Origin of the sequence: Mycobacterium novum, assembly GCF_010726505.1 — a bacterium.
GTDB lineage: Bacteria > Actinomycetota > Actinomycetes > Mycobacteriales > Mycobacteriaceae > Mycobacterium > Mycobacterium algericum.
The window spans coordinates 2,210,528-2,223,964 of sequence record NZ_AP022562.1 but is presented as its reverse complement, the minus strand read 5'-3'; the positions used below and the strand labels follow the sequence as shown (position 1 = coordinate 2,223,964).

Annotated in this window: 7 protein-coding genes; 1 reads left to right on the top strand and 6 read right to left on the bottom strand. The window is 69.3% G+C overall.

Annotated elements, in window-relative coordinates; all coding sequences use genetic code 11:
• Window positions 1-24 precede the first annotated feature (24 nt).
• From G6N19_RS10295 to culp6, 4 genes are all read right to left on the bottom strand, one after another.
• Complete coding sequence (locus G6N19_RS10295) at window positions 25-1,599, bottom strand: acyl-CoA carboxylase subunit beta (protein ID WP_193466261.1); 1,575 nt, start codon at window positions 1,597-1,599, stop codon at window positions 25-27.
• Window positions 1,596-6,944 carry a polyketide synthase Pks13 gene (gene pks13 / locus G6N19_RS10290; protein ID WP_193466370.1) on the bottom strand — a complete coding sequence of 1,783 codons (5,349 nt, stop codon included), beginning with the start codon at window positions 6,942-6,944 and terminating at the stop codon, window positions 1,596-1,598. The genes G6N19_RS10295 and pks13 overlap by 4 nt, the downstream gene beginning before the upstream one ends.
• Window positions 6,945-6,968: 24 nt before the next feature.
• The gene (fadD32, locus tag G6N19_RS10285) at window positions 6,969-8,882 is read right to left on the bottom strand and encodes a long-chain-fatty-acid--AMP ligase FadD32 (RefSeq protein ID WP_013831039.1); all 1,914 of its coding nucleotides are present in this window, start codon (window positions 8,880-8,882) and stop codon (window positions 6,969-6,971) included.
• Window positions 8,883-9,204: 322 nt separating this feature from the next.
• Window positions 9,205-10,272 carry a carboxylesterase Culp6 gene (culp6, locus tag G6N19_RS10280; protein WP_013831040.1) on the bottom strand — a complete coding sequence of 356 codons (1,068 nt, stop codon included), beginning with the start codon at window positions 10,270-10,272 and terminating at the stop codon, window positions 9,205-9,207.
• 161 nt (window positions 10,273-10,433) lie between these two features.
• Between culp6 and G6N19_RS10275 the strand changes: the two genes are divergently transcribed.
• Window positions 10,434-11,288 (top strand): hypothetical protein, encoded by an 855-nt coding sequence (locus G6N19_RS10275; protein ID WP_232062610.1) that lies wholly within the window; start codon window positions 10,434-10,436, stop codon window positions 11,286-11,288.
• Between the two features lie 51 nt (window positions 11,289-11,339).
• On the opposite strand, the gene G6N19_RS10270 is transcribed toward G6N19_RS10275, so the two are convergent.
• Both G6N19_RS10270 and G6N19_RS10265 read right to left on the bottom strand, forming a co-directional pair.
• Window positions 11,340-12,233, bottom strand: a complete 894-nt coding sequence (locus tag G6N19_RS10270; protein WP_193466260.1) for an esterase family protein — start codon at window positions 12,231-12,233, stop codon at window positions 11,340-11,342.
• Between the two features lie 165 nt (window positions 12,234-12,398).
• Window positions 12,399-13,382 (bottom strand): esterase family protein, encoded by a 984-nt coding sequence (locus G6N19_RS10265; RefSeq protein WP_109559494.1) that lies wholly within the window; start codon window positions 13,380-13,382, stop codon window positions 12,399-12,401.
• Between the last annotated feature and the right edge of the window lie 55 nt (window positions 13,383-13,437).

The following is a 13,437-nucleotide window of genomic DNA, read 5'->3' as shown; positions in this document are numbered from 1 at the left end:
CGCACGCTCGCGCCAAAATTGTGCCTAGATGGGCAACAGGCCGTGCTTGCGCTGCACCTTGCGGGTGTTCTGCTTGTCGACGAGCAGGCGCAGCGACCTGCGCAGCAGCAGCCGGGTCTCGTGCGGCTGGATCACCCCGTCGATGTAACCGCGCTCGGCGGCCACCCACGGGATGGCCATGTTCTCGTTGTAGCCGGCGATGAAGTCGGCCTTGACCTTCTGCGCCTCCGGCGTGGTGGGGTCCGGGAAGCGCTTCATCAGCAGCTGCGCCGCGCCCTCGGCCCCGATCACGGTGATCCGGGCGGTCGGCCAGGCGAAGTTGAGGTCGGCGGAGAGTTGCTTGGAACCCATCACCGCGTAGGCGCCGCCGTAGGACTTGCGAATGGTGATGGTCACCTTCGGCACATCGGCCTCCACCACCGCGTTGAGGAACCGGCCGCCGCGCTTGATGATCCCGCCCTTCTCCTGCTCCACACCGGGCAGGAACCCGGGAGTGTCGACGACGAAGACCAGCGGCAAGTTGTAGGAGTCGCAGAACCGGATGAAGCCGGCCGACTTGTCCGAGGCCTCGTTGTCGATGGCACCGGACATGTACATCGGCTGGTTGGCGATCACCCCGACCGGATGCCCGTCGACCCGGGCGAACGCGGTGATCATCGCCTGGCCGCGTTGCTGACCGACCTCGAAGATGTCGCCGTCGTCGAAGATCCGCAGCAGGATCTCGTGCATGTCGTAGGCGGTGTTGTCGGAGTCGGGCACGATGGCATCCAGCTCCAGATCGTGCGGGGTGATCTCCGGTTCCAGGCCCGGGTTGACGATCGGCGGGTCGTCAAAGGTGTTGGCGGGCAGGAACGACAGGTAGTCCCGGACGTACTGGAACGCCGCCGCCTCGTCCTCGACCACCTGGTGGATGTTGCCGTAGCGGGCCTGCGCGTCGGCGCCGCCCAACTCGTCGAGGGTGACGTCCTCACCGGTGACGTCCTTGATGACGTCCGGACCGGTGACGAACATGTAGCCCTGGTCGCGCACCGCCACCACGAGGTCGGTCTGGATCGGCGAATACACGGCTCCGCCAGCGCATTTGCCCAAGATGATGGAGATCTCCGGCACCAGGCCGCGCAGCAGTTCGTGGCGACGACCCAGCTCGGCGTACCAGGCCAGCGAGGTCACCGCGTCCTGGATGCGGGCGCCGGCCGAGTCGTTGATGCCGATCATCGGGCAGCCGGTCTTGGCGGCCCACTCCATCAGCGCCGCCACCTTGCGGCCGAACATCTCACCCACCGAGCCCTGGAACACCGTCTGGTCGTGACTGAACACGCAGACCGGCCGGCCGTTGATCCGGCCGTGGCCGGTCACCACGCCGTCGCCGTAGAGCGCATTCGGGTCGCCGGGGGTCTTGCACAGCGCGCCGATCTCCATGAAGCTGCCCGGGTCCAGCAGCGCATTGATCCGGGCGCGGGCACTGGGGATGCCCTTCTTCTCCCGCTTGGCGACGGCCTTCTCACCGCCGGGCTCCTTGGCGATCTCCAGCTTCTCGCGGAGCTCAGCCAGGAGTTCGGCGGTGGTCTTGGATTTCGGCGGCGGGAGCTCGGTGGTCACTGCTCTCCTTCGATGCGGTTGAGCGCCTCGCTCATGTGGGCGCCCACTTTGGCAATGTACGGCTCATCGATGGCCTGGATGTGCTCGCCCCCGATCGGCACGATCTCCAGATCGGAGATGTACTCGCCCCAGCCGCCGTCGGGCTTGCGGGTGGCATACGCGGGCTCGAAGACGATGGCGTCGTCGTGGTAGCGGTCGGCCATGTACAACGTGACGTGCCCGTCATACGGCTGGATCTCGATGGTGTCCAGGGCGCGGTTGTCCAGGTATGACGTGCGCTGGTGCTCGATGATCCCACCCGGGATCTGCACGCCGCTCTGCGCGACGACATCGAGGACGAAGCGTACCTGGCCCTCGTCGTCGAGCTTCTCCAGCTCCTCGTAGGGGATCTCGGGCACCTCGACGTTGAAGGTGCGCTCGGCGAAGCGCGCGTAGCGGTCCCAGCGCGCCCGCATCCCCTCCTTGCTCTGGTCGATCGGCTCGCCGGGCAGCACCAGGTCGATGAGCCCGACGTAGCGCACGTCGGCACCGGCCCGGGTCAGGCCGATCGCGCAGGCGTAGGCCAGCGCCCCGCCCAGTGACCAGCCGGCCAGCGCGAACGGGCCGTCGTGCATCTCCAGCAGCTTGGGCACGTACTCGGCGGCGCGCTCCTCGATGGAGCCTTCCACCCGCTCGATGCCGTAGACCGGGGTGTCGGCGGGCAGCCGCTTCATCAGCGGTTCGTAGACCACCGTTGAGCCGCCCGCCGGGTGGAACACGAACAGCGGCAAGGCTTTCGAAGCCCCCCCAGCAGACTTTTGGGTTGGTGCCCGCAGGGTGCGGACGAACCCGTCCACCACACCTTCTTCGAGGTGGTCGCGGACGATGGTCGCCAGCGCCTCGATGGTGGCGGCCGACGTGACGTCGTCGACGGTGATGATGCCCTCGGCCCGCTCGGACAGCCGCTCGGCCAACTTGACCGCCGTGTCGTCGTCGAGGGCGGGCAGCTCGTTGAAGATGCCGCCCGGGGACTTGCCGGTGACGATCGCCCAGGTCGCGAAGGTGACCCGCTCGGCGGCATCCCGCGGCGGCACGTCGGCGCCCAGCGCCTCGGTCACCGCCTCGGAGGTGAGCACCTTGGCGGCCGCGGCGGCAGCCGTCTTGGTGCTCACGCCGGTCTGGCCGGCGGTCGGTCCGGACGGATCGGTGGGCGGCGGCGGGATCGCCGGCCCGGCCGGATCGGTCGGCGGCGGCGGGACCGGGATGTCCGAGGCAGGCGGCGCGGCATCGGTGTCGGGCTCGGCCTGCGGGTCCGGCGCGGGTGCGGCCACCGTCGTCGCGGTCGCACCCGAGATCAGCGCGGCCTGTTCGGCGGCGATCTCCTCGGGTGTCTGTGTCTTCTGGTGCTCGTGCAGCGCCTCGACCTCGTCGCGGTGCTCGACCGCGTAGCGGAGCATCTCCTCGACGTTGTAGAGGTTCGCGTCGCGGACCGCGGTCAGCTGGATCGGCGGTATGTCGAAGTCGTATTCGACCCGGTTCTTGATGCGCACCGCCATCAGCGAATCCAGGCCCAGCTCGATCAGCGGCACCTCCCACGGCAGATCCTCGGGCTCGTAACCCATTGCGCCGCCGACGATCGCACCGAGCCGGTCGGCGATGGTCTCACCGGAATCCGGTGACCACTTGGCGAAACCGGCGGCCAGTCCGGCGCCGGCGGTGAGGTTGTCATGCAGGATCGCTGCGTCGTCAGTATCGTCGGCCAGCCCGTTGTCGGCCGGTGCCGCAACGGATTCCGATGTCACCGACGTGCCGGCGCCGACCGCCACGGGCAGCGCCACACCGCCCGCACCGCCGCGCGAGACCAGCGCGTCGTAGACCAGCGTGAAGGACTCGCCGATGCGCGAGTGCACCTGCACCGCGGCACCACCCGGGTGCCGGGTCAGCGTGGTCACCAGCCGGGAACCCTCGGCCGGCACCGCCCGCTGCTCGGACGCCACCAGCGATGCGTCCGGGATCACGGCCGCCGCAGCCGATTTCACCAGGGCGGCCAGGTCGGTCTCGCCGCGCCCGGCGTACTCGAAGACGTGCCGGCCGTCGGGCAGCGCGACATGCGATCCGGGCATGACGCCGGTGGCGTCGCCGGAGAAGCGGGCGTCAAGCCAGTGCGGCTTGCGCTTGAACCGCGTCGGCGGAATGTTGGCGAACTCCTCCGGGCCGACCGGGCCCTGCGTGTGGCGCGGGAACAGCGTGCGCATGTCCAGGTCGTGGCCGTGGACGTAGAGCTGCGCCATCGCCATCGTCATCGCGTCGACTTCGTCGGCCTTGCGGGCCAGCGTGGCGATCAACTGCGCGTCAGGCAGTCCGGCGTCGGCGGTGGTCAGGCCGACCTGCATCAGCGCCACCGGGTTGGGCGCCAACTCCAGGAAGGTGGTGTAGCCGTTGTCGACGGCGTTGCGCACCCCGTGGGTGAAGTACACCGAGTGGCGCAGCCCCTTCTTCCAGTAGTCGACGTCGTGGATCGGCTCGGCGCCGGGGCGGATGTAGCTGCCCTCGTGCACGGTGGAGAAGTAGCCGCAGTTCAGCGGCATCGGCTCGATGCCCTGCAGGTCCGCGGTGAATTCGCCGAGCAGCGGGTCCATCTGGGCGGTGTGGCTGGCGCCCTTGGTCTGGAACTTGCGCGCGAAGCGCCCCTCGGCCTCGGCGCGGGCGATGATCGCGTCGACCTGCTCGGGCGGGCCGCCGATCACGGTCTGACTCGGTGCGGCGTAGACGCAGACCTCCAGGTCGGGGAAGTCGGCGAACACGGTCTTGATCTCCTCGGCGGAGTACTCCACCAGCGCCATCAGCCGGATGTACTCGCCGAACAGCATGGCTTCGCCCTCGCCCATCAGCCGGGCGCGCGGCACGATGATGCGGACGGTGTCGCGCAGCGACAGCCCGCCGGCGAAGTAGGCCGCACCCGGCTCGCCCAGCGACTGGCCGATCATCGCCGCCGGGTTGGCGCCGTGCGCCCGCAGCAGTTCGCCGAGCGCGATCTGGATCGCGAAGATCACCAGCTGGACCGCTTCGATCGGGTACTCGACGGTGTCGGCGGTGTAGTCGACCGCGTCGTCGAGGATCATCTCCAGAATCGAGACGCCACGCTCGTCCTGGATCAGCGCGTCGATCTTGTCGATCCACTCCGCGAAGATCTCATCGCGCAGGTAGAGGTCCTTGCCCATCTTGCGGTGCTGCGCACCGAATCCGGCCAGCACCCACACCGGGCCGTTGGTCACCGGGCCGTCGGCGGAGTAGACGTTCGGCTTCGTCTTGCCCTCGGCGACCGCCCGCAGACCGGCGATGGCCTCGTCGTGGTCGTGGGCCAGCACCACCGCGCGAGACCGGCCGTGGTTGCGCCGCGACAGCGCCCGGCCGATCGACTCCAGCGGGGTGGCCCGGCCCTCGTCGCTGTCGATCCAGTCGGCCAGTTCGGCTGCGGCGGCCTTCTTGCGCGACGTCAGGAACGCCGAGACCGCCAGCGGGATGAGCCGAGCCGGCGCCCGGTCGGCCAGCTCGGCCAGCGCGGCCTCCTTGAGGCGCAGCGCCTCCTCGGTCAGGCCGGGCAGTTCGTACTCGGGCGCGTCGTCCGAGCCGTCAGGTCCGATGAACTCGCCGTACTCGTCGAAGCGGGGCGCCTCGTGCTCGAGCACCGGATCCTCCACCGGCGCAGGCGCTTCGGGCTCCTCGACCTCTTTCTCGACCACGTCGCGCGGCAGCACCTCGCGCACCACCAGGTGCGCGTTGGCCCCGCCGAACCCGAAGCCGGATACCCCGGCCACCGCGTAACCGCCGTAGCGGGGCCAGTCGGTGACGGTGTCGGCGACCTTCAGGTGGGTGGCCGCGAAGTCGATGTAGGGGTTGGGGCCGGCGTAGTTGATCGACGGCGGGATCTTGTCGTGCTGCAACGCCAGCACGATCTTGGCCAGGCTGGCCGCCCCGGCCGCCGACTCCAGGTGTCCCACATTGGATTTCACCGCGCCCAGCAGCGCCGGCTTGTCGGCGGCGCGGCCGCGTCCGACCACCCGGCCCAGCGCCTCGGCCTCGATCGGGTCACCCAGGATGGTGCCGGTGCCGTGCGCCTCGATGTAGTCCACGGTGCGCGGGTCGATGCCCGCGTTCTTGTAGGCCTTGCGCAGCACGGCCTCCTGCGCGTCCGGGTTGGGCGCCAACAGGCCGTTGGAGCGGCCGTCGTGGTTGACCGCGGACCCGGCGATCACCGCGAGGATCTGGTCGCCGTCGCGGCGGGCGTCCTCGACCCGCTTGAGCACCAGCACGCCGCCGCCCTCGGAACGCGCGTAGCCGTCGGCGTCGGAGGAGAACGACTTGATCCGGCCGTCGGGCGACAGCACCCCGCCGACCTCGTCGAAGCCGACCGTCACCAGCGGGGTGATCAGCGCGTTGACGCCACCCACGATCGCCACATCGGCCTCACCGTTGCGCAGCGCCTGCACCCCCGCGTGTGCCGCCACCAGCGAGGACGAGCAGGCGGTGTCCACGGCCACCGACGGCCCGCGGAAGTCGTAGAAGTAGCTCACCCGGTTGGCGATGATCGAGCTGGCGTTGCCGGTGATGGCATACGGGTGGGTGACGCTCGGGTCGGACAGCGCCAGGTTCTGGTAGTCGGCGTTGGAGGATCCCATGTACACCGCGACCGGCTCGCCACGCAGCGAGGACGCCGGGATCCGGGCGTGTTCCAATGCCTCCCAGGTCAATTCGAGCGCCATCCGCTGCTGCGGGTCGATGTTGTCGGCTTCCATCTTCGACAGCGCGAAGAACTCGGCGTCGAAACCCTTGATGTCGGACAGGTAGCCGCCGCGGGTGCGCGCTTTGCCGACCCGCTCGGCGATGCGCGGCTCGGACAGGAACTCGCTCCAGCGGCCCTCCGGCAGGTCGGTGATCGCGTCGATGCCGGCCAGCAGTTTGGTCCAGGTCTCCTCGGCGGAGTTCATGTCGCCGGGGAAACGGGTGGCCAGGCCGACCACCGCGATGTCGTCGACGTCGGCCTCGCGCGACCAGTCCTCGTCGCCGGAATGGTCCACGACCACCGGCTCGCCCTCGATGATCACGGTGGCCAGCGCCTCGATCGTCGGGTGCCGGAATGCCACCGTCGCCGAGAGCGTCACCCCGGTGTAGTCCTCGATGTCGGAAGCCATCGCCACCGCGTCGCGCGAGGACAAGCCCAGCTCGATCAGCGGGGCGGTCTCGTTGATCTTCTCCGGCGGCTGCGCGGTGGCGTTGGCCACCCAGTTGCGCAGCCAGGCCCGCATGTCGGCGACGGTCAGGTCGGTGCGGCTGGTGCCGCGCAATGCTGCGTCGTCGCCGGTCATCTGCGGTGCCTCGCTCATCTGGGGTCAGACCTCGTCGGGGTAGGCGTTCGGGCCGGTGGTGCCGCCGCGCAGGCTGCCGTCCAGATAGGCGGCCCGGCAGGCGCGCCGGCCGATCTTGCCGCTGGAGGTGCGCGGCACGGTGCCCGCCGACACCAGCAGCACGTCACGCACCGTCACGCCGTGGCGCACCGCGATCGCCGCCCGGATGTCGTCGGCGATGGGCTGGTACTCCAGCTTGTGGGCGCCGGGCGCGCGCTCGGCGACGATCACCAACTGCTCGGAGCTGTCCTCGGGGTCGAACTTCAGCCCGGAGTGCGGGTTGTCGAACGCCGCCTGCGGCAGCTGGTTGGCCGGCACCGAGAACGCCGCGACGTACCCGGCCCGCAGCGCCCGGCTGGCCTCCTGCGCGGAGTACTCCAGGTCCTGCGGGTAGTGATTGCGGCCGTCGACGATCACCAGGTCCTTCACACGGCCGGTGATGTAGAGGTCGTCGTCGAAGTAGGCGCCGTAGTCGCCGGTACGCACCCAGAAGCCGTCCTCGTCGGAGCCCTCGGCGCGCGACGGGCTGGTCCGTGACTTCAGCACGTTCTTGAAGGTGTCGGCGCTCTCCTTGTCGCGGTTCCAGTAGCCGACGCCCATGTTGTTGCCCTGCAACCAGATCTCGCCGATCTGGCCATCAGGCAGCTCGGCCCCGGTCTCGTAGTCGACGATCACCGCCCACTGGTCCACGCTGACCCGGCCGGCCGAGGCCTGGCTGACCGCGTTGGGGGCGTCCGCGGGCACCTCGACGAACCGGTTGCCGTTGTTGAGCTCCTCGCGGTCGACGTAGATGATCCGCGGCCCTTCGTCGGGCGGGGTGGTGGACACGAACAGCGTGGCCTCCGCCAGGCCGTAGGACGGCTTGATGGCCTCCTCGCGGAAGCCGAACGGCGCGAACGCCTCGTTGAACTTGCGCACCGACGCGGCCGACACCGGCTCGCTGCCGTTGAGGATCGCCCGGACGTTGCTCAGGTCCAGCGGCGGGTCACCCTCCTTGGGCAGGCCACGCGCCGCGGCGTGCTCGAAGGCGAAGTTCGGCGCCACCGAGAAGCACTCCCCGGTCTCGCCCTCCTTGCGCGACATCTCCTTGATCCACCGGTAGGGCCGGCGGACGAACGCGGCCGGCGTCATGAAGGTGAACTGCTGGCCCAACACGCACGACAGCAGAATCGTGACCAGGCCCATGTCGTGGAAGAACGGCAGCCACGTCACCCCGCGGTCGCCCTCGCGCCCCTTGAGCGAATCCAGCAGCTGGACGACGTTGGTGGGTAGGTTCAGGTGGGTGATCTTCACCCCGGTCGGGGTGCGGGTGGACCCGGAGGTGTACTGCAGGTAGGCGATCGCGTCCCGGTCGGCCTCCGGCATCACCCAGGTCGAGCCCACCTCGGCGGGCACCGCGTCGACGGCGATGACGCGCGGCCGGGCGTTGGCCGGGCGGCTGCGGAAGAACTTCCGCACCCCCTCGGCGGAATCGGTGGTGGTCAGCACCGCCGACGGGGTGCAGTCGTCGAGCACCGCGTGCAGCCGGCCCACGTGGCCCGGTTCGCCCGGGTCGAACAGCGGCACCGCGATCCGGCCGGAGTACATGATGCCGAAGAACGACACCAGGTAGTCCAGGTTCTGCGGGCACAGGATCGCCACCCGGTCACCGGGCTGGGTGACCTGCTGCAGCCGGGCCGCCACCGCCCGGTTGCGGGCGCCGAAGTCCGCCCAGGAGATGTCGCGGGCCACGCCGTCACGCTCGGTGGAGTAGTCCAGGAACCGGTAGGCCAGCTTGTCACCGCGCAGTGCGGCCCAGCGCTCAACCGTCTTCACCAGGTTGGCGTTGTCGGGGAACCGGATCTTGCCGTCTTTGACGAAGGGGTTGTGGTAAGAGGCCTGTGCTGGTGCCGGGGCCATGCAAAATCTCCTGTCGCGAACATACGTTCAGTCGGCTGCCGGGCGCGGCCGGCCGCGTGGTGTGGTCCGTCGCGCGGGCCCGGGACCTCACAGATGGTAGCGGGATTCCGATACCCCTCGACGCCTGCTGCTGGCCCCGCGGCCACGAGCCGCATGCTCTTAAATTCTTCTTAATGTTAGAGGTCGGCGCGGCGTGTGCCAAATCAAACGGTACCGCGTGTGACGGCTATCTCGGGGTTCCCGCGGCGGTCCCAGCTTCGCCTCTCCTCCGTCGAGCCTCGCTAAACCGCGGGGTCTACGCGGCGTCCCGACTACGCCGGATTCAGCCGTGTGGCGGATGCGGCGCATTGTCCACCAGCTCCCGCGCCCAGTTCAGCGTCCACTGCGTGGCGGACAGGCCGTCCTGACTCCAGACCGCGGTGGTGCCGTACAACGCGTGGACCGGCTGACCGGCGCCACCGGCCAGCGTTTCCAGGGTGGCCGGCAGCTTACCGATGCTGAACGCCTCTTGCGGGGCGGCGCAGATCAGATCCCCGCGCGCGCAGATCTCGTAGGTGCGCTCGGCCAGGTCACCGAAACCGCCGTCGCGGGCGCCGGTCATGGTCAGCCCCATCCCGGACAGGATCGGCAGCTCGTGCAGGGTCACCTCGGCGCCCTGCCCCGGCGGGGTCGGCGGCACATCGATCCCGCCGCCGGGTCCCTCCTGGCGGCGGCCGTCGGCGATCAGCGTCACACCCAGCACCAAGTCCTCGTCGACCGGGCCGCGGCCGTTGCCGATGTCGCTGGCGATATCACCGGCGATCACCGCTCCCTGCGAGAAGCCGACCAGCACGTAGCTGGTCAACGGGCACTTCTCGTTCATCTCGGTCATCGCCTTGATGGTGTTGCGGGTGCCCTCGGCGCGGCTGTCGTTGTAGCTCATCTGCTTGTCGGCAGAGAGCGGATTGTGGAACTGCGCGGTGTAGGGAACCGTGTAGGTCTGCACCCGGGAGGCGTCGAACTGCTCGGCGATCGGGCGGGTCACGGTGAGCAGCAGCGCAATGGGGAACTGGGTGGGGTTCAGCGGGTCGTCGGTGGGCGAGGTCTCCCAGGTGCCGGGCACCGAGACCAGTTGCACGTCCGGGCAGCTGGCGTCCTGATAGGCCGGACGGGGCTTCTTGGCCCGCGGCGGCGCCGAACTGGTCGGCGGGACGCCCTCCGACGGCTGATCGGCGATCGGCGGCGAGCCGGGGTGCCGGATCCAGATCACCACGACCACCGCCACCAGCGCCACCGCCAGGGCCATCGCACCGGCGGCCACCCACGCCAGCACGCGGCGCCGGTTGCGCAGCGCTTTCGCCGGGGATTTACGTGGGGATTTCGCGGTGGACTTGCGTGCTTTCTTGGCCATATCGCCTATAACGGTACAGATCGGCGGCTTTCGCTGGCTAAGGCCATTGATGCTGCACTGCGGGCGCTGCTTACTCGCACTCTTGCGCCCTGGACGCAGCGTCAACTGGTGTTGTGGATCAGCGTCGACGCGCTGGGACCCGCTGCGGCCATCATCTGGGCATGACGGATTCCGAGATGCCTTTTGTCGGCAGTGCGGCGTTGGCGGCCGGGAACCTGACCCGCTACGAGTTGCGTCGCCATCACGTGGCGGTGCTACCGAACGTGTACCTGCCGGCACGCACCCGCCCGAGCCTGCAGCAGCGGACGGTCGCCGCCTGGCTGTGGTCGGGCGGCCAGGCGGTGGTCGCCGGGGCCGCCGCCTCAGCGCTGCACGGCGCGAAATGGGTCGATGCCACCGTTCCGATCGAACTGATCTGGCGCAACACCCACCCTCCGGCCGGCGTGCTGACCCGCAATGACCTACTGCTCCCCGGCGAGCAGCAACACCGCCGCGGGATGGCGGTGACCACGGTGGCGCGGACGGCGTTCGACCTCGGCCGGCGTGGGCACCTGGGTCAGGCGGTCGCCCGGCTGGACGCACTGGCCAACGCCACCGGCTTGCGCACCGCCGATGTGCTCGAACTGGCCCGGCGCCACCGTCATACCCGCGGGCTGCGTCAGCTCGAGGCCGCGCTCGACCTCGTCGACGCCGGCGCCGAATCGCCGAAGGAGACCTGGTTGCGGCTGCTGCTGATGGGCGGCGGCTTCCCCCGCCCGACCACCCAGATCCCGGTCCCCGGGCCGGACGGTCGCCCCAAGTACTTTCTGGACATGGGGTGGCAAGACCTCATGCTGGCGGTCGAGTACGACGGCGAGCACCACCTCACCGACCGGCCGCAGTACGTCTGGGACGCCACCCGGCTCGAGTACATCCGGCAGCTGGGCTGGACGCACATCAAGGTGCTCAAGGAACACCGCGGCGGCGACGTCCTGCGCCGCGTCAGGGCCGCCTGGAACACGTTGACGCTGCGCTGAGGGCGCTGCTTACTCGCACTTTTGCGCCCTGAGTGCAGTGTCAACGCCGAATTAACGGATCGCACCGACGATGTCGCCGACCATGGCCCCCAGCTGCGATGACCACGAACCCCAGCCGTTGTCACCGCCGGAGAAGTCGAAATGCCCGTTGCGGCCGCGCGACTGGCGGTACTGCATGTTGAAGAACCGCCCGCTGCCGGCCGCCTCGGCCGGGTCGCCGATCATCGCGGCCGGGTTGGAGGCGCCGCCCAGGGGGCTGTAGACCCAGACCCGGGTGTTGTTCTGCGCCAACAGGGTGGCGTGCACGGTGGGGTCGTGCCACTTCCAGCGGCCCAGCTGCGGCGCGCCCCACATGCCGTACGGGTCGACGCCGCCGAAGTTCTCCAGGCCGGCGCTGATGACACCGCTTTCCGTGGTGTGCGACGGGTTCAGGAAACCCGACATCGAGCCGGCGAAGCCGAACCGGTCGGGGTGGAAGGTGGCCAGCGCCAGCGCGCCGTAGCCGCCCTGGGACGCGCCGACCACGCCGTGACCGCCCGGCGCCAGGCCCCGGTTGGCCGCCAGCCAGTCCGGCAGCTCGCTGGACAAGAAGGTGTCCCACTGCTTGCTGCCGTCTTGCTCCCAGTTGGTGTACATGCTGTAGGCCCCGCCGGCCGGGGCGACCACCGAGACGCCCTTGCCGGCCAAGGTGTTCATCGCGTTGCCCGCGGTCACCCAGTTGCTCACCTCGGGGTGGGCGTCGAAGGCGTCGAGCAGGTAGACCGCGTGCGGGCCCTGGTTGAGGAACGCCACCGGGATATCACGGCCCATCGACGGCGACGGCACCATCAGGCTCTCGTACGGTGCGGCCTGAGCGCTGGAACCGACGATCGCGCCGCCGCCCCACATGCCCAGCATCAGCACGGTCACGCACAGTGCCCGCCACAACTTCGACAGTCCGCTCATACCCACCTCGCTCGTCGGCACAGATTTCGTGGTGTCACCCGCCGCTGGTCGCGCGCCCTGACTCCGGAAGGTAGTCAATCACACGGCACCGGCGGGCAGGACAGAAAACGGTCGACGGCGGCGACCCGCAGGTCGCCGCCGTCGGCGGTACATCGTTGCTGCTGACTACTCGCCCGAGCTGGTGCTCTCGCCGCTGTTCGGGGTGGCGCCCAGGTGGCTCTGCAGGTCCGGCTTCATCGCCTGCAGCTGCTGACCCCAGTACTCCCAGGAGTGCGTGCCGTACTCGGGGAAGTTGAAGATCGCGTTGTTGCCGCCGGCAGCGGTGTAGAGCTCCTGGAACTTCTTGTTGGCGCCGATCATGAAGTTCTGCTCCAGGAAGACGGCCGGGATGTTGTCGCCGCCCAGCTCGTTGGCCTTGCCGTTGCCGCAGAAGACCCACAGCCGGGTGTTGTTGGCGACCAGCTTGTCGACGTTGACGGTCGGGTCGTTGCGCAGCCACGCCGGGTCGTTGTCGTCGCCCCACATGTCGTTCTTCTTGTAGCCACCCGCGTCGCCCATCGACAGGCCGATCCAGCCCTTCCCGGTGGACGGGTTGAGGTAGCCCGACAGCGAACCGGCGTAGGTGAACTGGTTCGGGTGGTAGATGGCCAGCGTCATCGCCGACGAACCGGCCATCGACAGCCCGACCGCGGCGTTGCGGCTCTGGCTCACGCCGTACTCCGACGCCAGGTAGGCCGGCAGCTCACGGGTCAGGAAGGTCTCCCACTTGTAGGTGGAGCAGCCCGCCTTGCCGCAGGCCGGCTTGTACCAGTCGCTGTAGAAGCTGGACTGGCCACCGACCGGCATGATCACCGAGATGCCCGAGTTGAGGTACCACTCGAACGCCGGGGTGTTGATGTCCCAGCCGTTGAAGTCGTCCTGGGCGCGCATGCCGTCGAGCAGGTACAGCCCCGGGGAGTCCGAGCCACCGGGCTGGAACTGGACCTTGATGTCGCGGCCCATCGCCGCCGAGGGCACCTGGAGGTACTCGACCGGCAGACCCGGCCGGGAGAAGGCGTTGGCCTCCGCGGTACCACCGGCGGCACCAACCAACCCCGCAAGCAGGGCCGCGCCGGAGGCGGCGACCATCAACCTGTCAAGCAACTTCATCCTGGGCATCCTCATTCGTCTCGTTGCCGTGCTCATAACGTGGGCCCGAGTCGGG

Excerpts from the sequence above, each read along its gene's own strand:
- pks13 (WP_193466370.1), bottom strand. The coding sequence starts at position 6,944 with ATGACCGGCGACGACGCAGCATTGCGCGGCACCAGCCGCACCGACCTG.
- fadD32 (WP_013831039.1), bottom strand. The coding sequence starts at position 8,882 with ATGGCCCCGGCACCAGCACAGGCCTCTTACCACAACCCCTTCGTCAAA.
- culp6 (WP_013831040.1), bottom strand. The coding sequence starts at position 10,272 with ATGGCCAAGAAAGCACGCAAGTCCACCGCGAAATCCCCACGTAAATCC.
- G6N19_RS10275 (WP_232062610.1), top strand. The coding sequence starts at position 10,434 with ATGACGGATTCCGAGATGCCTTTTGTCGGCAGTGCGGCGTTGGCGGCC.
- G6N19_RS10270 (WP_193466260.1), bottom strand. The coding sequence starts at position 12,233 with ATGAGCGGACTGTCGAAGTTGTGGCGGGCACTGTGCGTGACCGTGCTG.
- G6N19_RS10265 (WP_109559494.1), bottom strand. The coding sequence starts at position 13,382 with ATGAAGTTGCTTGACAGGTTGATGGTCGCCGCCTCCGGCGCGGCCCTG.